The organism is Myxococcus sp. AS-1-15 (assembly GCF_020037055.1).
Lineage (GTDB): Bacteria > Myxococcota > Myxococcia > Myxococcales > Myxococcaceae > Myxococcus > Myxococcus fulvus.
The window spans coordinates 109430-128761 of sequence record NZ_JAIQDF010000019.1 but is presented as its reverse complement, the minus strand read 5'-3'; the positions used below and the strand labels follow the sequence as shown (position 1 = coordinate 128761).

The 19332-nt window shown below is 70.0% G+C and carries 19 protein-coding genes; 9 read left to right on the top strand and 10 right to left on the bottom strand.

Going from position 1 to position 19332, the window contains the following annotated elements:
- Window positions 1–9: 9 nt before the first annotated feature.
- From K8625_RS37260 to K8625_RS37250, 3 genes are read right to left on the bottom strand one after another with little or no spacing between them, the layout of a single operon-like run.
- Entirely contained in the window at window positions 10–2202 is a 2193-nt protein-coding gene (locus tag K8625_RS37260; protein WP_223785382.1) for a glycosyltransferase, read from the bottom strand.
- Between the two features lie 21 nt (window positions 2203–2223).
- Window positions 2224–2799, bottom strand: a complete 576-nt coding sequence (locus tag K8625_RS37255) for a hypothetical protein (protein ID WP_223785381.1) — start codon at window positions 2797–2799, stop codon at window positions 2224–2226.
- Window positions 2789–4423 carry a glycosyltransferase gene (locus K8625_RS37250; RefSeq protein WP_223785380.1) on the bottom strand — a complete coding sequence of 545 codons (1635 nt, stop codon included), beginning with the start codon at window positions 4421–4423 and terminating at the stop codon, window positions 2789–2791. The genes K8625_RS37255 and K8625_RS37250 overlap by 11 nt, the downstream gene beginning before the upstream one ends.
- A 120-nt stretch (window positions 4424–4543) precedes the next feature.
- On the opposite strand from K8625_RS37250, the gene rfbB reads away from it, so the two are divergent.
- The 4 genes from rfbB to rfbC are packed head-to-tail and all read left to right on the top strand — an operon-like array spanning window position 4544 to window position 7927.
- On the top strand, window positions 4544–5569 hold the full coding sequence (rfbB, locus tag K8625_RS37245; RefSeq protein ID WP_223785379.1) for a dTDP-glucose 4,6-dehydratase: 1026 nt from the start codon (window positions 4544–4546) through the stop codon (window positions 5567–5569).
- A 1-nt stretch (window position 5570) separates the two neighbouring features.
- Window positions 5571–6473: an SDR family oxidoreductase gene (locus K8625_RS37240; RefSeq protein WP_223785378.1), complete on the top strand. Its 903-nt coding sequence runs from the start codon at window positions 5571–5573 to the stop codon at window positions 6471–6473.
- 15 nt (window positions 6474–6488) lie between these two features.
- The gene (gene rfbA, locus K8625_RS37235; protein ID WP_223785377.1) at window positions 6489–7373 is read left to right on the top strand and encodes a glucose-1-phosphate thymidylyltransferase RfbA; all 885 of its coding nucleotides are present in this window, start codon (window positions 6489–6491) and stop codon (window positions 7371–7373) included.
- Window positions 7370–7927 (top strand): dTDP-4-dehydrorhamnose 3,5-epimerase, encoded by a 558-nt coding sequence (gene rfbC, locus K8625_RS37230; RefSeq protein ID WP_223785376.1) that lies wholly within the window; start codon window positions 7370–7372, stop codon window positions 7925–7927. The genes rfbA and rfbC overlap by 4 nt, the downstream gene beginning before the upstream one ends.
- Window positions 7928–7951: 24 nt before the next feature.
- Here the strand turns inward: rfbC and K8625_RS37225 are convergent, their stop codons facing one another.
- A complete protein-coding gene (locus tag K8625_RS37225; protein WP_223752189.1) occupies window positions 7952–8392 on the bottom strand; it encodes an SRPBCC domain-containing protein in 441 nt (146 codons plus the stop codon).
- Window positions 8393–8446: 54 nt separating this feature from the next.
- Here K8625_RS37225 and K8625_RS37220 point away from each other — a divergent pair, with 54 nt between their 5' ends.
- On the top strand, window positions 8447–8776 hold the full coding sequence (locus tag K8625_RS37220) for a helix-turn-helix transcriptional regulator (RefSeq protein WP_223785375.1): 330 nt from the start codon (window positions 8447–8449) through the stop codon (window positions 8774–8776).
- Window positions 8777–8794: 18 nt separating this feature from the next.
- On the opposite strand, the gene K8625_RS37215 is transcribed toward K8625_RS37220, so the two are convergent.
- The 3 genes from K8625_RS37215 to K8625_RS37205 all read right to left on the bottom strand — a co-directional run bounded on the left by K8625_RS37215 (window position 8795) and on the right by K8625_RS37205 (window position 12332).
- A complete protein-coding gene (locus K8625_RS37215; RefSeq protein WP_223785374.1) occupies window positions 8795–10477 on the bottom strand; it encodes a hypothetical protein in 1683 nt (560 codons plus the stop codon).
- Between the two features lie 180 nt (window positions 10478–10657).
- Window positions 10658–11434 (bottom strand): AAC(3) family N-acetyltransferase, encoded by a 777-nt coding sequence (locus tag K8625_RS37210; protein WP_223752187.1) that lies wholly within the window; start codon window positions 11432–11434, stop codon window positions 10658–10660.
- A 13-nt stretch (window positions 11435–11447) separates the two neighbouring features.
- The gene (locus K8625_RS37205) at window positions 11448–12332 is read right to left on the bottom strand and encodes a LysR family transcriptional regulator (protein WP_223785373.1); all 885 of its coding nucleotides are present in this window, start codon (window positions 12330–12332) and stop codon (window positions 11448–11450) included.
- A gap of 115 nt (window positions 12333–12447) precedes the next feature.
- Between K8625_RS37205 and K8625_RS37200 the strand changes: the two genes are divergently transcribed.
- The 4 genes from K8625_RS37200 to K8625_RS37185 all read left to right on the top strand — a co-directional run bounded on the left by K8625_RS37200 (window position 12448) and on the right by K8625_RS37185 (window position 16012).
- Window positions 12448–13053, top strand: a complete 606-nt coding sequence (locus K8625_RS37200) for a hypothetical protein (protein ID WP_223752185.1) — start codon at window positions 12448–12450, stop codon at window positions 13051–13053.
- 141 nt (window positions 13054–13194) lie between these two features.
- Window positions 13195–14217: an LLM class flavin-dependent oxidoreductase gene (locus tag K8625_RS37195; RefSeq protein WP_223752184.1), complete on the top strand. Its 1023-nt coding sequence runs from the start codon at window positions 13195–13197 to the stop codon at window positions 14215–14217.
- A gap of 157 nt (window positions 14218–14374) precedes the next feature.
- Entirely contained in the window at window positions 14375–15442 is a 1068-nt protein-coding gene (locus K8625_RS37190) for a YihY/virulence factor BrkB family protein (protein WP_223752183.1), read from the top strand.
- A gap of 111 nt (window positions 15443–15553) precedes the next feature.
- Window positions 15554–16012 (top strand): Rrf2 family transcriptional regulator, encoded by a 459-nt coding sequence (locus tag K8625_RS37185; RefSeq protein ID WP_141324591.1) that lies wholly within the window; start codon window positions 15554–15556, stop codon window positions 16010–16012.
- Window positions 16013–16015: 3 nt separating this feature from the next.
- Here K8625_RS37185 and K8625_RS37180 read toward each other — a convergent pair whose 3' ends face one another.
- The 3 genes from K8625_RS37180 to K8625_RS37170 all read right to left on the bottom strand — a co-directional run bounded on the left by K8625_RS37180 (window position 16016) and on the right by K8625_RS37170 (window position 19185).
- The gene (locus tag K8625_RS37180) at window positions 16016–16432 is read right to left on the bottom strand and encodes a VOC family protein (RefSeq protein WP_223785372.1); all 417 of its coding nucleotides are present in this window, start codon (window positions 16430–16432) and stop codon (window positions 16016–16018) included.
- Window positions 16433–16520: 88 nt separating this feature from the next.
- Window positions 16521–17501 carry a sigma-70 family RNA polymerase sigma factor gene (locus K8625_RS37175; protein WP_223785371.1) on the bottom strand — a complete coding sequence of 327 codons (981 nt, stop codon included), beginning with the start codon at window positions 17499–17501 and terminating at the stop codon, window positions 16521–16523.
- Window positions 17502–17586: 85 nt separating this feature from the next.
- Window positions 17587–19185 carry an ABC-F family ATP-binding cassette domain-containing protein gene (locus K8625_RS37170; RefSeq protein WP_223752199.1) on the bottom strand — a complete coding sequence of 533 codons (1599 nt, stop codon included), beginning with the start codon at window positions 19183–19185 and terminating at the stop codon, window positions 17587–17589.
- Window positions 19186–19332 lie beyond the last annotated feature (147 nt).

Here is a 19332-nt window from a genome sequence, read left to right as displayed (position 1 = left end):
CGCGGAGGTTCAGCGCCGCGGCTTGTTACCCCGCAGCCGGTCCACGAGCTGCTGGCGGAGCGGCCGCGAGGTGTCCTCGGTTCCCACCACCCGCGTCGCCACGCCGCGCAGCGCATGGTGGACGACGTCGAACCGCTTGAGCGTTCCATTGACGCGGTCGACCACCTTGTCCAGCAAGGGGCGTGGCGCGGCGTCCGCGAGCCGGGCATGCAGCAGCGCCTCCTGCTTGTGGGCTTCGCCTTGGAGGATGCGCAGCGAGCGCTCGGGGTGGAGCGCGAGACTCGGGTGCTTCTGGTACAGGTAGGCCATCAGTCGGTAACGATCTCCGACGAGGGACGTGCGCGTCATCGAGTCGGGCCGCAGCCGGTACTGGAACAGGGGCTCCGGGATGACGGAGCCACCCAGCCCTCGCTCCGCGAGCGAGCAGAAGACGTCCCAGTCCTCGTAGCCCGTGAGCCACTCGTCGTACCCGCCGACGTCCTCGACGTCGCGACGCCTCATCAGCGCCGTGCAGGTGGATGCCACGTTGGCGACCCAGAGCGCGTCACGCTCCATGCCCCAGGGAGCCCATCCGCCCGTCACCTGCGTGGCGTCATCGACGAAGTAGGTCACCAGCGAGGTGACGTAGCCGAGCCCGGAGGTTGCCTCCATCACCGTGACGGCCTTCTCCAGGAAGGTCGGCGCGATGAGGTCGTCGGGATCCAACGGGAGGACGTAGTGCCCTCGGGCCACCTTCAGGCCCGCGTTGCGAGCAGAGCTCAGGCCGCCATTCTGCTTGCGGATGATGCGCAGGTCCGGCGCCTGGACCCGGTCGAGCAACTCGATGCTCTCCTCGTCCGTGGAGCCATCATCCACGAGGACGATCTCGTAGTCGGTGAAGGTCTGCGCGCGGATGGCGCGCAGCGTCTCTGGCAGGTAGCGCCCCATGTTGTAGTAGGGCACGAGGATGGATACGCGAGGCGTGTCGGACTTGTCCTGTGCGAGCTTCGGGAGGACGCGGTTGCGCGCGTGCGCCGCGCCCTCCACTGCTGCTTCCACCTGACGCACGACGCTCGCGGGAGCGCAGACCTCGGCGATGCGCAGCGGGGCCTCACGGTGTGCGGTCTCCCTCAGCGCGGGCGTGGTGAGCGCCTTCTCCAACGTGGCCGCCAGGTGAGCCACATCACCCGAGCGGAAGAGCAAGCCGCTGCGACTGTCCTCGATGAGCTCGGCCATGCCGCCTGCGTCGCTGCCGACGACGAGCGCGCCGGAGGCCATGGCCTCGAGACAGACGTTGGGGAAGTTCTCCCAGAGAGAAGGGAAGCAGCACACGGTGGCCTCCGCCAGCGCCGCGGCGACTTCCGGACGCGAGCGTGGGGGCTCGAAGCGGATGCGGTCCTTCCAGGCGGGCGCCACGCGGCGCTCCAGCCAGGTGCGCACCGAGCGCCCGAAGGGGCCCGTCTGGGTGTCGCCGCCGATGAGCTGGAGCTCGGCGTCCACGCCGCGCTCGAAGAGCGACTGCATGGCCTCGATGAGGAGGTGGACGCCCTTTCGATACTCCAGGCGTCCGAAATACAGGACACGCTGGCGGCCCAGGGGAGGGCGCGGCGGCAGGCGTGGGAAGTCGTGGGCGGTGAAGGGGTAGGGGACCACGACACCCCGGGTCTCCAGCTTCAGTCGCGCGCTCACCCTGTCGAGCAGCGAGCGCGTGGGAGACAGCAAGAGGTCCGCTTCCCGGATGCACGTGTCCTCGAGGTACTCCTGCTGCGCCGCATCCATGTCCAGCGTGGTGACGCGGTTGAGTTGCTGCACGTCGAAGGTGGGCGTGTGCAGCTTCACTGCGAGCACGGCGGAGGCGAAGTGGCCCAGCGTGCGCCGGGCTCGCAGGGCGAAGTAGCCCTCGCCCTCGTACTCGGGGAACTCGATGAAGTCGAAAGCATGTCGCTCGTGCAGTTCGCGCAGGGCCAGGTACACCTTCATCGAGTGCCGGAGCGGAGCGAAGGGGAAGGCTCCCGCGAAGCCGGGAGCCAGGTCCTGTGCGACGGTGTGCACGTGGACGCCGGGCAGCAGCGTTCCAGCGCGCTCCAGTCCCGCGTGGGGCGCGGTGAGCACATGCATCTCATGGCCCGCCTCCGCGAAGGCGCGACACATCAGCGACGCGTAGGTGCCGATTCCACCGCCGAAGAAGGGGGAGAGCTCTCGGGAGACCAGGCAGATGCGCAAGGGGACCTCGGAAGAAAAGGGCTACCGCCGACCCGAGCGACGACGACGCTTCGCTCCGCCGGAGGGCGTTGGAGTGTCGATGTCGGAGACCGAGGCTCGGGGCTCGGAGGACCGCGGAGGTGCTGCATCGCCAGCTGGAGTCGTGCCCCGCTCACCGCGCGCGGCCTCCTCGATGCGCGCGAGCCGCCGCTCGACGTCCTGCCGCCAGGTGGCCTGGGTCCGAGCGTGCTCACGCTGCACGTCGTGAATCGTCGCCAGCGCATCGAGGATGGACTCGTTGAACTCCACCTGCTTGCGCAGCGCCTCGTTGATGAACGGCTGGAACACGAGCCGGAAGGCGCGCTTCGCCAGCACCAGCGCCGGCCCCGTCACGCCGCCGCGGTGCGACGTCACCGGGCCCGCGTAGCGACTGTCCATCTTCCCGCGCGCCTCGGTGAGCAGCGCGGGCCAGGGCGTGGTGACCGCCGGCCTCGCGGACGCCTCGAGCACCTGGCGAAGCGACTCCCTCGCCTCGTCCGAGGGCTCCGGAAGCTTCTGGGTCTCCCTCGCCACCGTCTCGGCGGAGGGCGCCCGGGTCAACAAGTCCTCAGCGCGCATTCGAGCCACCTCGGGCAGAAGAAAGTGCCTCTACCAACGCCGTCACGACCTGCTCCGGATGCGCAGGCTCCATGGCGACCAGCCGCGCTCCCAACTGACGACGCGCGGGCTCCAACACCGTCGACGGCGCCGACGGAACATGCGCGCCACAGGCCCTGGCTCCCACGTGCGGCAGGAGCGCCTGCGCCACCAACGTCTCCACTCCCAACAGCACCACCGGCGCCGCGGACACGCGCGCCGCGGTCTCCAGCGACGAGGACCCAGGCAGCGCATCAGGGCCCGGGCCCACCGGCTGGTCCGGCGTGAAGTGCCACACGGCCACCCCCTCCACGTCCTCGGGCCCCAGCGTGGTGGACGCCTCCTGTCCCCGAGGCCGCAACGCCAGCACCCGTGCTCCCGGCAACCGCTCCACCAGTCGCCGCGCCAGTCGCGACGAGGCGTCCTCGGGGCGCACGGTGAACGCGGGACACACCACGTCGACAGCAGCCTTCTCGTGTCCCAGCGCGGGCCCGCCCGGGCGCGCCGTGAGCAGCGCCTCGAACGCCTGGCGCACCTGCTCGGCCACGCTCTCCTGCGAGAGCGAAGCCAGCCGGGCGCGCTGTCCCTGGAGCACCTCCGCGCGCAGGGCGGGGTTTCGGTCCAGCACGGCGAGCAACTGCGCCACCTCTTCCGGCGCATCCGTCAGTGTGGCCAGCCCCGCGCCACCCATCGTCTCCGGAACCGCCGCGGCCCCATACGCCACCACGGGCACGTCGCGGTACATCGCCTCCAACAAGGGCACACCGAAGCCCTCGTGCCGGCTCATCGACAGGTACGCGGACGCCGTCCTGAAGCACGCGGAGAGCTGCGCCGGACTCACGCGCCCCAGGAACAGCACCCGCTCCGCGCCGAGCACCTCCTTGAGCCCGTGCAGATACGCACCATAGGCCCCGTCCCGATGCAGGTACCCCGCGACCACCAGCCGGCTCCTCGGTTGGTACAGCCGCTGGTACGCGGTGAAGACGCGCAGCACGTCATCCACCTTCTTGCTCGGCACCGCGCGTCCCACGAAGAGGACGTTCGCGCACCCATCACCCAGCTCCGCGAGCAGCGCCGGGTCCGGGGCCGTGTCGAACGCACTCCAGTCGATGGCGAAGGGCAGCGTCGCCACGGAGCCGTAGCCCGCGGCCACCAGCTCCTCCGCGCTGAAGCGCGAGTAGCCGAACGCCCGCTCGATGTGCGGCCGCAGCTCCAGCAGCTCCTCCCGGGCCGCGTCGCACGCGGCGGCCACCTTCCGCTCGAACCCCTCGAACAGCCGGGCGGGCGTCACGTTGTGGTACACGAGCACCTTGCGACCAGGCGCCCGGGCGATGAGCGGCACCAGCCGCGACTGGAAGCTGTGGTGCACCAGCAGGAGGGAGTCCGGGCGGGCGTCTTTCGCGTACTCGCGCGCGGGGCGGACCTGGTCCTTGCAGGCGTCGTCCCAGTCCTCGGCGTAGATGTCCGACGCGTGGCCCCAGCGACGCAGCAGGTCCTGGAGGTAGCGCACCTGGTTGCCCACCGCGTCGCCCCAGGCGAGCCGGGGCAGGAGCTGGTGGACCGCCGGGAGACCCGTCGTCGGGGGGCTGCGTCTGGATTCACTCACGCGGAGGCTCCCTTAGCGCCGCGAGGGGGAGCACACAAGCCCGAGGCCCCTGGCGCCTTGACCGTCAAGAACCTCTCCGATACGCAGGCACCCTCTCTGAGCACCCGAGGCCCGCGGCACATGAACGTAATGGTGACAGGAGGGTGTGGCTTCATCGGCTCCAACCTCGTGCGGTACCTGCGACGCGAGCGACCCGACTGGACGGTGCTCAATCTCGACCAGCTGACGTACGCGGGCAACCTGGAGAACCTCTCCGACCTGGAGGGCGACCCCCGCCACGTCTTCGTCCGCGGCGACATCGGCAACCGCGAGCTGGTGGAGCACCTGATGTCCGTGCACGCCATCGACGCCGTGCTGCACCTGGCGGCCGAGAGCCACGTGGACCGCTCCATCCTCGGCCCCGAGGTCTTCGTCACCACCAACGTGTTGGGCACCCAGCGGCTGCTCGAGGCCAGCCGCGCGCGCGGCATCCAGCGCTTCGTCATGGTGTCCACCGACGAGGTCTACGGCTCGCTCGGCCCCACGGGCGCCTTCACCGAGTCCTCGCCGCTCAACCCCTCCAGCCCGTACTCGGCCAGCAAGACGAGCTCGGACCTGGTGGCGCTCGCCTACCACCACACGTTCAAGATGGACGTGGTGGTGACGCGCTGCTCGAACAACTACGGCCGCTACCAGTTCCCCGAGAAGCTCATCCCGCTCATGGTGGTCAACGCGCTGCACGACAAGCCCCTGCCGGTGTACGGCGACGGCGCCAACGTGCGCGACTGGCTCCACGTGGAGGACCACTGCCGGGCGCTGCTGCTCGCGCTGGAGAAGGGCCGCGCGGGCGAGGTCTACAACATCGGCGGCGGCGCGGAGCGGCGCAACATCGACATCGTGAAGGCCATCCTCGGCCTGGTGGGCAAGCCCGAGTCGCTCATCCAGTACGTCAAGGACCGGCCGGGACATGACCGGAGATACGCCATCGACCCGTCGAAGATTCGCGCGGAGCTGGGCTGGACGCCCGCGCACACCTTCGAGGAGGGCCTGGCCCAGACGGTGCGCTGGTACGTGGACCACCCGGCGTGGTGGGGACGCGTGATGAGCGGCGCGTATCGCCAGTACTTCGAGACGCAGTACCAGCACCGCCTCCATGGGAGGGCGTGACATGCGCGTGCTCGTCACGGGCTCGAATGGACTGGTGGGCAGCCGCGCCTGTCTGCAGTTGGAGCAGCGGGGCCACACCGTGGTGGGCCTGGGGCGAGGTCCCCGTCGCACCGGCGGCGCGTATGGCTACGCGGCGGTGGACCTGACGCGCGAGGCGGAGGTGGCCTCGGCGCTGGAGGCCGCGGCGCCCGAGGTCGTCATCCACTGCGCCTCCATGACGGAGGTGGACGCCTGCGAGAAGGACCCGGAGGCCGCCTACGCGGGCAACGTGCGCGCCACCGAGTTCGTCGCGCGGGGCGCTCGCAAGGCCGGGGCGCACCTGGTGCACGTGTCCACCGACTACGTCTTCGACGGCGAGGCGGGCCCGTATGACGAGGACGCCGTGCCCAACCCGCGCGGCGTCTACGCGGTGACCAAGCACATGGGTGAGCAGGCGGCGCGGGTGCTCGCGCCCGGCTGCGCCATCGCCCGCACGGCGGTGGTGTACGGCTGGCCTCCGGTGGAGGGGCGGCTCAACTTCGGCGCGTGGCTGGTGACGAATCTGGAGAAGGGCCAGCCCGCGAAGCTCTTCGAGGACCAGGTCGTCTCGCCCAGCCTCGCGGACAGCGTGGCGGCCATGCTGGTGGAGCTGGGAGAGCGCAAGCTCGGCGGCGTCTGGAACACCTGCGGCGCCGCCGTGGTGGACCGGGTGGCCTACGGCCGGGCGCTGTGCGAGGTGTTCGGGTTCGACCCGAAGCTCATCGTCCCCACGCGCATGGCGGAGCTGAAGTTGCCCAGCCCCCGTCCGCTGAAGGGGGGACTGAGGACGGACAAGGTTCGCACCCAGCTCGAGGCGAAGCCCCTGGAGCTGGCCGAGTCGCTCGCGCGCTTCCACGCCACGTGGAAGGCCGCGCGGGGGCACTGACGTGGAGAGGTGGACATGAAGGGCATCATCCTCGCCGGCGGCTCGGGCACCCGGCTGTATCCGCTGACCCGCGTGGTCAGCAAGCAGCTGCTCCCGGTGCACGACAAGCCGATGATCTACTACCCGCTCAGCACGCTGATGCTGGCGGGCATCCGCGACGTGCTCATCATCTCCACGCCGCAAGACCTGCCGCGCTTCCGGGAGCTCTTGGGTGACGGCTCGCAGTGGGGCATGCGCTTCGAGTACGCCGAGCAGCCCCGGCCCGAGGGCCTGGCCCAGGCGTTCATCATCGGCCGCGACTTCGTGGGCAAGGACCCGGTGTCGCTCATCCTGGGCGACAACATCTTCTACGGCCACGGGCTCAGCAACCTGGTGCGCGACGCCGCGCGCCGCACGTCCCCTGGCGCCACCGTGTTCGGCTATTACGTGAAGGACCCGCAGCGCTACGGCGTCGTCGAGCTGGACGCGAAGAACCGCGCGGTGAGCCTGGAGGAGAAGCCGGCGAAGCCCAAGTCCAGCTACGCCGTCACCGGGCTGTACTTCTACGACAACCAGGTGCTCGACATCGCCGCGCAGCTCAAGCCGAGCCCGCGCGGCGAGCTGGAGATCACCGACGTCAACATCGAGTACCTGCGCCGGGGCCAGCTCGACGTGGAGCTGATGGGGCGCGGCTATGCGTGGCTGGACACGGGCACGCACAGCTCGCTGATGGAGGCCTCCAACTTCATCGAGGTCATCGAGCGGCGGCAGGGCCTCAAGGTGTCGTGTCCCGAGGAGATTGCGTACCGGATGGGCTACATCGACGCGAAACAGCTGGTGGCGCTCGCCGAGCCGATGCGCAAGAACGAGTACGGCGAGTACCTGCTGGCCGTCGCGGAGAACCGGGGGGCGGTGTCGTGAAGGTCATCCCCCAGGAGATTCCGGAGCTGCTGCTGCTCGAGCCCAAGGTCTTCGGTGACGACCGGGGCTTCTTCATGGAGCTGTTCCACGCGAAGCGCTACGCGGACGCCGGCATCCCCGGGCCCTTCGTGCAGGACAACTACTCACGCTCGGCGAAGGGCACCCTGCGCGGTCTGCACTTTCAGGAGCCGCAGGGGCAGGGGAAGCTGGTGCAGGTGCTCGCCGGCAGCGTGTTCGACGTGGCCGTGGACGTGCGGCGCGGCTCGCCGACGTTCGGCCGGTGGGTGGGCGTGGAGCTGTCCGCGGAGAACCGCCGGCAGCTCTGGATTCCGCCGGGCTTCGCGCACGGCTTCTGTGTGACGAGCGCCACCGCGGACTTCCATTACAAGTGCACCACGCTGTACGCGCCGGAGGTCGAGCGCTGCATCGCGTGGGACGACCCGGACCTCGCCATCCCCTGGCCGGTGACGGAGCCGCTCATGTCCCCGAAGGACCTGCGCGCCCCCCGGCTGAAGGACGCGCAGGTGCTGCCTTCGCTGTCGTCGTCGCCTTGACGGGTGGGCGGGCGACGGGCCCGCTCACATCGCTCCGCCCGCGCGCAGGTTGATGCCGTACTCGAGGTAGGCCTTGAGGCACGACATCATGTGCATCCAGCCGCCGCAGTTGCCGTAGGACGCCTGGACGTCCGCCGGGGTGTCCTTCCAGCCGGACTCGCGAATCTGGACCATGGTGTTGCCGGCATCGATGGGCGTGAAGCGCATCTCCACCCGAATCTGATAGCCGCCCGGGCCCGCCTCCCACTCGAAGACGAGCCGGGCGTCCTTCTCCACCTCGCGGACGACGACGTCGTGCTCGCCCGGTACCTCCGCGAAGCTCCACTTCACCGTCGTGCCCGCCACCAGCGGCGCGCTCGCGGTCTGGACGAAGTAGCCGCTGAGCTTGCGCGGGTCCACCACCGCGTCGAACACCTGCGCCACCGGCTTCTGGACCTTCAGCTGCACCTGGAACCTGGGCTCCATCTCGTTGCTCCTCTCGCTGGGTTTCGGCCGGACAATATGTTATAGAATTATAACATGTCGAGGGCGGAGCGGGATGACCTCATCTTCAAGGCGCTGGCGGACTCGCGGAGGCGGGCGATGCTGGACTTGTTGAAGGAGGCGCCGCGGACGACGGGGGACCTGTGCGAGCGGTTCGAGGGCTCGCTGGACCGGTGCACGGTGATGCAGCACCTGAAGGTGCTGGAGCGCGCGGGCCTGGTCATCGCGGTGAAGGAAGGGCGCACGCGCTGGAACTACCTCGACGTCACGCCCTTCCAGGAGATCCACGAGCGGTGGATCTCCCCCTATGCACGGGAGGCGGTGGGCCTCCTGTCGAAGCTGAAGCGGGACGTGGAAGGCGACTGACGCCCGCTGGACTCGCGGCTACAGGCTCTTGAGGAACTCCACCAGGTCACCCCGCTGCGTGGCGTCCTGCACGTAGACGGGGTGGGGTGCCTTGTCGCCGCGCGCGGGGTCCAGCAGCGAGTCCAGCCCGGCCACCTCGCTGTCGTGGAGGAAGCGGTCCTTGCGCCCCAGGTCCAACAGCAGGGGCAGGGCGGAGCCACGCGGCTCACCGCGGCGGCTGGCCTCCACGATGACCGTCTTGTCGTCGAAGATGGTGGTCGGGTCGTCCTGGATGGGCGCGAAGGCGATGGTCCGGATGCCGGGCTCCACGGGGCGCTCGGCGAGCACCGTCGGGTTGTAGCCCGGGTAGATGCTCTTCATCGGCACGATGAAGGACGGGACGCGCTTGCTCTGGTCCACGTTGTGGCAGTTGGTGCAGCGCGCGGTGAACTGCTCGCGCCCACGCGCGGCGCGGGTGGCGTCGAAGGCGACCGGCGCGGGCGCCTGGAGGCTGTCGGTGTACGCGTTGAGGTCCCTCAGCGCGCTCTCGTCCACGCGCAGGCCCACGGGCGCGGCCTCGGTGCCGACCTGGTCGGCGGGGACGGCCGTCGCGGTGATGTACGGGAAGCCCTCGCCGACCACGCCTCCCTTGCCCACCACCTGCGTCTCCTTGAGGATGGCCAGGTAGTCGTCCGCCAGCTCGGTGCCCGCGGCCTTGCCGCCCAGGGCCTGGAGGAAGGTGCGCCCCCCGGGCGTCACCAGGCTCGTGAGGTCCAGCAGCACGGTGTAGACGAGGTTGTTGAAGTTCTCGAGCCGCGCGATGTCGCCGGGCGTGCCCCAGGGCGCGGCCAGGTCCGTGCGGAAGAACGACGCGATGTGCTGCTGCGCGCCCGTGCCGTCCGGCGCGTCGTCGAACGAGCCCAGCGGGTAGAAGGCCGGGTTGCTGACGAAGGCGTCGACCTCCGCCTCCGTGGACTTCTCCGTGAGGCCCTGCTCCGAGGGCGCGCGGCCGATGGACTTGTCGCCGTTGGCGGTCAGCTTCACCTGGAGGAGCGGGTAGAGCGCGCGCGTGTTGGCCGCCACCGCGAAGATGCCGCCCACGTTGAGGTTGTGCGGCGTGGGGCCGTCGATCTGCTTGCCGACGGAGCCGCCGCCCAGGTTGTTCGGCGACTTCACCACCGAGCCATCCGTGATGGCGTGGCACAGCGCGCAGGACACGCCCACCTTGTCGCCGCTGGCGACGTCCAGCTTGCCGTCCCCGTTGGTGTCCTTGACCACGACGCCAATCACCGCGTTGGCGTTGATGAGCGCCACGGTGGTGGCCGGGTCATTGAGCAGCGGACCGCTGGTGCCCTGGGAGGCCAGCTCCGCCGCGACGGCGGCCTTGGTGGCGTCATCGAGCGCGTCCACGTTGACGCTGAGGCCCGCCTGCAGTGCCTGCACCGGGGTGAGCCGCGCGGCGACGATGCCCGCGGGCAGGCGCACCGCGTCCGTCCAGAAGCCCTCGTTGCCGAAGGTCTCGAAGCGGAACACCTGCTGGCCCCGGGTGCTGTCGCCGCCCGTCAGGCGCGGCAGGTCCGGGCCCTGGTCCGCGGGGCCGTCCTTCGTCTGGTTCTGGTTGATGTTCGGGCCGCTGTCCTTGCTCTTAGAGCAGGCCCCCTGCGCCATGGCAAGACTGGTGGCCAGGAACACCCAGCCGACCTTCCCACGATTCTTCTTCATCCTTGTTCCCCCAATGCTGACGCGCTTCGAAGCGCGCAGCTATTGAGGTCACTCGGGCGCGCGTGGCACGTGCATTCCGCGTGGGAGTTGGTGCCTGTCGCTTCGGCGACACCCGGGGTGATCGCCTGTGCTCACTCGGGCGCGCGAGCGTCGGGCGCCGTGCTTCCGGGTGCGGGGCACTCAGCGCGAGACGCTGTCACGGGCGAGCGTGCACTCCTCGCAGCCGGCGTCTGGCCCGCAGAGGAAGACGAGCGGGTCCGAGGCGAGCTGCTCCAGCGCGACGGCGACGATGTCCCGCGCGTCCGCCAGTCGCGCGTCGGCGTGGCCCACCTTGCCCTCACGTTGCAGTCCCCGAGCGAGGAGCCACGCGTCGGCGCGTCGGAAGCCGATGCAGCAGTGGTCCGTCTCGGCGATGTCCACCGTGCTCGCGACACCGTCGACCTCGACGACGCAGGGATGGGAGATGGAGTAGGGCACACCCGCGAGCGACTCGGCGAGGTGCAGCGTGGTGTCCTCGCTGTGCGTCACGCCGAGGAGCAGGACCTGTCCACCCAGCGCGTGCACCTGACCCACGGGGCTGTCGGGGCCGTGCGGCGGAGACAGGGGCTGGGGACGGCAGATCTCCACCGCGTGGGGACCCGCCGCGGCGAACGAGCCGCCCGGATGCGTGCTGCGCACCACGCCCGGCTGGCGCCAGAACAGCTCCGCGGTGATGCCCATGTCCGTGGTGGGCGTGGAGCGCGGGTCGAAGACGGACTCGCCATCGGTCATCGTCGGCATCACCAACGTCCCGCGAGGTCCGAGGGCCGCGCGCAGGGCGGCCACCAGGCCGAGCGGACCGCCTTCCACGGGGCGCACGGCCCGGAAGGACGTGTGGACCAGGAGCACGCCCGCCTCGCGCACGCCGAGCGCGCGGAGCTGCTCCACCATCTGTTGCTGGGTGATCTCGTCGGACATGGGGCTCGAAGGCTCAATGGGGCTTCATCGCGAGCGCCGTCGGAACGTGCTCGATGAGGAAGTCTCGCATCGCGACCACGCGGGGCGCGAGGGGCCGCTCGGGGAGGGTGACGAGGGAGAGTGGGGTGCCGGGGAAGGTGAGGTCCGACAGCACCCGAACGAGCGTTCCCTGCGCCACGTCCCGCGCGGCGAGGAACGTGGGCAACAGCGCCACGCCGCCCGCGTTCCGGGCCAGCTCCAGCAGGGCGCCGAAGTCCTCGCACTCGACGGCCGCGGGAGGCGAGTCCTTCTTCGCGGCGAAGCTCTTGCGCCCCGGTTGGGTGGAGGGCCACAGGCCGTCATGCCGGGCCAGCTCGCTCACGGACTTCATGCTCCCGCGTGAGGCCAGGTATCGGGGCGAGGCGAAGAAGCCCGCCTCCAGGGTACCCAGCTTGCGTGCCTTGTACGGCCCGGGGCGCAGCGCGCCCACCCGCAGGGCCAGGTCCGAGCGCGTCGCCGCGAGCGCCACCACGGAGGACTCCAGGACGAGCCGCACCCGGACCAGCGGGTAGCGCGCGCGGAAGGCGGCGACCAGGGGAGCCACCACGGTGCGGCCCAGGTCCGGCGTCGTCGTCACCGTCACCAGCCCCGAGGGGGTCACGGGCCGGTCCTCCAGCGAGGTCGTGGCGGATTCGAGCGCGGCGAGGGGCTCGGCGATGCGCGAGAGGAGCTGCTCTCCGGCGACGGTCAGCGCCACCGCGCGGGTGGTCCGGGTGAGCAGGACCACGCCCAGCTCGGTCTCGAGCGCGCGGACCACCCGGCTCACGTGCCCCTTGTCCACGCCGAGCCGCTTCGCGGCCTGGGTGTAGCCGCGCGTCTGTGCCACCGCGAGGAAGACGGTCAGGTGGTTGAGGTTCATCGTTGTGGATTCTACAACGATGGGTTGCGTTTCCTCTCATTGTTGATGGGGGGAGGGCGGACGCATGGTGGGGCTCGCGCATGTCGCGCCATCGAGTCCGAAGAGGTTGCCTCCCATGAAGCGTTGGGTCGTCGTCGCGTGGTTGCTGTTCACCTTTGCTTGCGCCAGCACCGTTCCGGGCGCGTTGCCCTTGCGCGCGGAGAAGGGGCCGGAGCCGGAGGTCACGTTGTTGTGGGTGGGCGAGGCGCAGGCGGAGCGCTTCGAGGAGGGGGCATGGAAGCGGGTGCCGGCGTTCGACTACGAGTTCACGGTGGAGCAGCGTCGCTTCGGGAACCACTGGGAGTCGGTGAAGCACCTGCGTCGGCGGCACCCGGACTATGACGGGAGCGCGGGTCCGCGTGAGCAGACGATGTTCTTCCGGGTCGACCTGGGGGCGGTGGAGTCCTCGGGGAACGTGGCGCTGAAGCTGGTCTCCACGCTGGGCCCGGGCGAGGGGACGACCGACCGCGCGTTCCGGGAGGCGAAGCTGGTGTTCCACCCGGAGCTGAGCTCCTTCGCGCCCTTCGATACCTACCGCATCCAGCAGCATTACGAGTACGAGCAGGGGCTGTTGAAGGAGACGGTGTCCCTGGACAAGGGCGAGCGACCCTGGGTGCGCAACCACGAGCGGGCCGGGCTCTTCGCCCCCCACCGCTTCGAGTCGCCCCCGACGACGCGGTGACGAGGGGGGCGTCCGAGCCCTCCTGCGTTTCCCGTGCACGGGAGCGCGCCCTGCGTTAACGCAAGGGCTTTCCGGGGATGGCGCCGCCCGGGAAGGGACGGGCCCGTCCCTCGTTGCGCGTGCGCGCCCTGAGGTCCTCCGATGATTCCCTTCTCCGTTCTCGACCTCTCCCCCATCCGCCAGGGCAGCGACGCGGCGGACGCCCTGCGCTCCACGCTGGACCTGGCCCGGCACGCGGAGCGCTGGGGCTACCGGCGCTTCTGGCTGGCCGAGCACCACAACATGACCGGCATCGCCAGCGCGGCCACCGCCGTCGTCATCGGCCATGTCGCGCAGGGCACCTCGAGCATCCGCGTGGGCGCCGGCGGCATCATGCTGCCCAATCACTCGCCCCTCGTCATCGCCGAGCAGTTCGGCACGCTCGAAACCCTGTACCCCGGTCGCATCGACCTGGGCCTGGGCCGCGCCCCCGGCACCGACCAACGCACCGCCTCCGCCCTGCGCCGCAGCCGCGTGGACACCTCCGACGCGTTCCCCCAGGACGTCGCCGAACTCCAGGCCTACTTCCAGGACCCCGAACCCCAACAGGCCGTGCGCGCCGTGCCGGGCATGGGGCTCAAGGTGCCCCTGTGGATCCTCGGCTCCAGCCTCTTCGGCGCTCAGCTCGCCGCCGTCATGGGCCTGCCGTACGCGTTCGCCTCGCACTTCGCGCCCCAGCAGCTCTTGTCCGCCCTGCGCGTGTACCGCGCCAACTTCCGCCCCTCCGCGGCGCTCGACAAGCCCTACGCCATGGTCGGCCTCAACGTCTTCGCGGCCGACACGGAGCCGGAGGCCCAGAAGCTGTTCACGTCACTCCTGCAGGCCTTCATCAACCTGCGCCGCGGACGCCCCGGCCAGCTGCCGCCTCCGGTGGACAGCATGGACGGGCGCATCACCGAGTACGAGCTGGCGGAGGTGGAGTCCATGCTCGCCTGCTCCATCGTCGGCAACCCACAGCAGGTCGAGGAGGGGCTGCGCTCCTTCATCGCGGAGGTCCAGCCCGACGAGCTGATGGTCACCTCGCAGATCTTCGACCACACCGCGCGGCTGCGCTCCTACGAGCTGCTCGCCCAGGCCCACGCCCGCCTCTCCAGCGGCGACGCGGCACAGCGCTCCGCGGGCTGAGCCAGGCGCCCTCCTTCCCGAGCGCTCCCCTGGATGCCTGCCCGCGGGCGTCCTCCCTGGGGGAGCGGGCGAGGAGGCTGTCCTTCCGGGCAGGGGCGCCACCGAGGGCGCGCATGGCCAATATCCCCTGGGACTTCCATGGGATGAGGACTGCGCGATGGTCTTGCCGGGCAAGGGCATGGGATGGCTGGAGTTCTTCAAGCTCCTGAAGGACGAATGGAAACGCGATGACGTGGGCGACGTCGCGGGAGCGTTGACGTTCCGCGCCATCCTCGCGCTGTTCCCGTTCCTGCTGTTCCTGGTGTCACTCGCGGGCGTCATCATCGACCCCAACCAGGCGCAGGTGCTCATCCAGGAGCTGGGCAAGGTGGCTCCCAAGGAGGTCACCGCCATCCTGAGCCAGCGCATCGAGTCGCTCGCCAGCAGCAACCCCGTGGGCCTGCTCACGGTGGGCGGCGTGGGCGCCATCTGGGCGGCGTCCGGCGGCATCGTCGCGTTGATCAACGCGCTCAACACCGCCTACGGCGTCGAGGAGACGCGGCCGGTGTGGAAGCTGCGGCTCATCGCTGTCTCCACGACGCTGATCGCCGCGGTGGTCGCCATCGTCGCGGCGCTGGCGGCGGTGGCCACGCCCGCGCTGGCGAGCAAGCTGCCCGGGCCCGTGTCCACCGTGGCGCTGTGGCTGCGCCTCCCGGTGGCGGGCCTGCTGATGATGTTCCTGTGGGCGGTGCTCTATTACGTCCTGCCCAACGCGAAGCAGAAGTTCCGGTTCATCACCCCGGGCTCCGTCGTGGGCGTGCTCATCTGGGTGGCCGCGTCCTGGGCCTTCTCCAAGTACGTGGCCAACTTCGGCAAGTACGACGTGAACTACGGCGCCATCGGCGGCGTCATCGTGCTCCTCCTGTGGATGTGGCTGTCCTCGCAGGTGGTCCTGTTGGGCGCCGAGATCAACGCCATCCTCGAGCAGCGCTCTCCGGAGGGGAAGGCGCCGGGCCAGCGCGTGCCGGGCCAGGGCAAGGCCCTGACGGCCACCAAGACGGAGCTGGAGGAGGGCGGCGCGGGCCTGCCCGGCTCGCGCGACTTCCGACCCCAACTGGACCCGGCCACGGGCCAGCCCGTCACCAACACGCCCCCGAAGCTCGGGCAGACGCCCCTGGCCGCCGCCGCCAAGTGGGCCGCCGGCCTGGGGCTGGGCGTCTTCTTCCTGCGCAAGACGTCTCGCTGAGGCCCGTCCGGAAGCGGGCGGACGCCCCAGGGCCGGGGTTTGCCGGGTTGCACGCCGCCAGGGCGGACGATAGGTAACCTGGAGGTGTCTGCATCCCAGCCCGGAGGGTGAGTGAACAGCCGATTCACCATGGCGGCGCACATCGTCGCGATGCTCGCGAAGTGCTCGGCGAAGGCGGAGGGTCCGCTCACGTCCGAGGTCATGGCGCGCAGCATCCAGACGAACCCCGTCGTGGTGCGGCGGCTCCTGGGCGACCTGGCGCGCTCGGGGCTCATCGAGACGAAGCGCGGCGCGCGGGGCGGCGTGACGCTGGCCCGCAGCCCCGAAGCCATCACCCTCCGCGACATCTACGAGTCGGTGGAGGAGGGCGAGCTCTTCGGCCGTCACCCCGTGGGCCCCGCGCCGGACTGCACCATCGGCCCGTGCGTGGCCGAGTACCTGGAAGGCGTCTTCGGCCGCGCGGAGGCCGCGCTGAAGAAGAGCCTGGAGGGCACCACCGTCGCCCAGATGTCCGAGGAGCTGGAGGCCCGCTTCCGCGCGCTCAATCCCTCCCTCGGGCAGTCCGGCTGAGCCTCAGTGCGGCAGCGCGCTCAGGTCCATGTGGATGACCTCCCAGTGATGGCCATCCGGGTCGAAGAAGCTCCAGCCGTACATGAAGCCGTGGTCCTGGGGCTCCCCCGCCGTCGAGCCGCCGGACGCCACCGCCGTCCTCACCATCCGGTCCACGTCCTCGCGGCTGGAGGCCGACAGCGCGAAGATGCCCTCGGCCGTCGTGCGCGTGTCGCACAGGGCCTTCTTGCTGAAGTCCTGGAAGCGCGCCTCCGTGAGCAGCATCACGAAGGCCTCTTCGCTGACCACCATGCACGTCGCGTGGTCATCACAGAAGCGGGCATCGAACGTGAAGCCCAGCTTCGTGAAGAACGCATTCGTGCGCTTCAGGTCCTTCACGGGCAGGTTGACGAAGAGCTTGCGCGAGCCGGTCATGGCCATGGATGCCTCCACCTCGGGTGGGTTCCCTGGCATGGACGGACAAGGGGGCCCGGAATCATCGGTGCCCCCCAGAAAAAGGCCCGGGCCCTCAGCGCGCCGGCAGGAAGGGGGGCAGCCCGAAGCGCGGGAAGAGCGTCTTCGCGTCGAGGAAGTAGTTGAGCCCGACGATGCGCTCCCCCTCGATTTCGAGCACGTTGAGCGCCCACGGGGTGAGCGTCCCGTCCGGGCCGCCCGGCTTGTACTGGCCGAACGCGGGGGCCCCGTTGGCGGACACAGGCACCAGCCGCGAGCCCCGGCACGCCGCGCCCCGTCCCTCCATCCACAGGGCCACCTGCTCCGGGCCGCGCACCCAGAGCGCGAGCGGAGGCATGGACATGTTGACCTCCTGGTGGAGCAGGGCGGTGAGCGCGGCCATGTCGTAGCGCTCGAACGCGTCCACGTACCGGTCCACCAGCGAGGCCTGTGTCTCTGACAGTGGCGCCCTGGGCGTGCTCACGTCCTTGGTGGCCAGCGTGGCGCGGGCCCGCTGCAGCGCGCTGTTGACGGCGGGCACCGTCAGCTCCAGCGCGTCGGCGACCTCGGCGGCGGACCAGTCCAGCACCTCCGTGAGCAGCAGCGCCGCGCGCTGCCGGGGCGGCAGGTGCTGGAGCGCGGCGACGAAGGCCAGCCGGATGCTCTGGCGCATCATCACCAGCTCCGCGGGCGTGGCGTGGCTCGGCACCACGAGCGCGTCTGGCACGGGCTCCAGCCACTCCTCCCCGGGGCGCTCGCCCAGGGGCGCGTCCAGCGGGCCCGGCGGCCCCAGCTCCATGGGCCGCACGCGGTGGGCGCGCTCCTGGAGCACGTCGATGCAGCGGTGGGTGGCGATGCGGTACAGCCACGTGCGCGCGCTGGAGCGCCCCTCGAAGTGCTCCAGGTGGCCGAGCGCGCGCACGAAGGTCTCCTGGACGGCGTCCTCGGCCTCGGCGATGGAGCCGAGCATCCGGTAGCAGTGTCCGGTGAGCGCGGTGCGGTGCTCCTCCATCGCGAGGAGCGCGGCCTGCGGTGCGGGGGAAGGGCCTTCAGCCATGGCCGGGCCTCTATCAAGCCTCCGCGGGGCGGGCCAAGCGCCGGGGTGTGAGGGCCCCGGCGCTTCGACTCGAAGAAGCGGTGCGTCAGCGGCGGTGGGCCGTGACGTCCGCGTGCTTTTCGCGGAACTCCGAGTAGGGGCCGTTGAAGTCGAGCACCTCCTGGCCGGCCTGGAGCGACCAGATGCGCGTGGCCACCTCGGAGATGAGCTCCTGGTCGTGCGTCACGACGATGACGGTGCCCTCGTACTTCTGCAGGCCCTCGGCGAGCGCGGAGATGGACTCCAGGTCCAGGTGGTTGGTGGGCTCGTCGAGCACCAGGACGTTGTCCTGCATGATCATCAGCTTGGAGAGCAACAGGCGCACCGTCTCACCACCGGAGAGGGTGTCCGTGTTCTTCATGCGCTCCTCGCCGGAGAAGAGCATGCGGCCCAGCACGCCGGAGATCTCCTCGTTGGTGAGCTTGTCGTGCAGGTCCCGCAGCCAGCCGAAGCAGGTGGTGCCCTTGCGCACGACGCCGTGGTGGTCCTGCGGCAGGTAGCCCACGGAAGCCTGGTGGCCCCAGCCGATCTTGCCCGTGTCCGGTTCCAGCTGGCCGGCGAGCATGCGCACCAGGGTGGACTTGCCCACGCCGTTGCGGCCGATGACGCAGACCTTCTCGCCCTTGCACACCAGCGCGTTGAAGGGCCGGATGACGGCCTGGCCGTCGAAGGACTTGCTGATGCCCTCCACCATGAGCGTCTGCTTGCCGCTGACGACCTTCTGGTCGAAGCGGATGAACGGGCGCGCGATGTTGGAGCGCTTCAGGTCATCGGTCTTGAGCTTCTCGATCTGCTTGATGCGGCTCTGCACCTGGGAGGCGCGGGTGCCGGCGTGGAAGCGCGCGACGAAGTCCTGCAGCTGGGCGATCTTCTTCTTCTTCTCCGCCGTCTCGGACTCCACGCGGGTGCGCAGCTGGGCCTTCTGCCGCACCATGTCGTCGTAGCCACCGTTGTACTGGATGATGGCCTCGTAATCGATGTCCGCGATGTGCGTGCAGATGGAGTTGAGGAAGTGCCGGTCGTGGCTGATGGTGATGAGCACGCCCTCGTACTCGTGCAGGAAGTTCTCCAGCCAGCGGATGGAGTCGATGTCGAGGTTGTTCGTGGGCTCGTCGAGCAGCAGCCCCTCGGGCTTGCCGAACAGCGCCTGGGCGAGCAGCACGCGCAGCTTGAGGCCGCCCGTCAGCTGGCGCATCTGGCCCTCGTGGAACGACTCCTCGATGCCCAGGCCCGCCAGCAGCGTGGCCGCGTCGCTCTCCGCCGAGTAGCCATCCTCCTCCGCGATGACGCCCTCCAGCTCACCCAGCCGGTTGCCGTCCTCTTCGGTGATGTCGGACTTGGCCAAGAGCTGGTTCTTCTCCGACATGGCGTCCCACAGGGGCTTGTTGCCCATGAGGACGACGTCGAGGACGCGGTTCTCCTCGTAGCGGAAGTGGTCCTGGCGCAGGATGCCCAGCTTGCGCGGGCGCACGACGTTGCCCATGTCCGCTTCCTCGTCTCCGGCGAGGATCTTCATGAACGTGGACTTGCCCGCCCCGTTGGGACCGGTCAGGCCGTAGCGACGGCCCGGGGAGAAGGTCACGTTGACCTCCTCGAACAGCTTCTTGGGCCCGTAGGCCTTGGAGACGTTGATGACGTTGAACATGGCGGCGGCGTTGTAGCGGAATTGACGCGCAGCGGCCAAGGAAGCGTGGAATCGCCTCCGGACCGTCTCGCGGTGACCTGAGGAAACGCCTGCCAGGTGACGAAAAATGCCCTGGAATGGCGGGGCCTTGGGGCCCCGTCCGGCCGG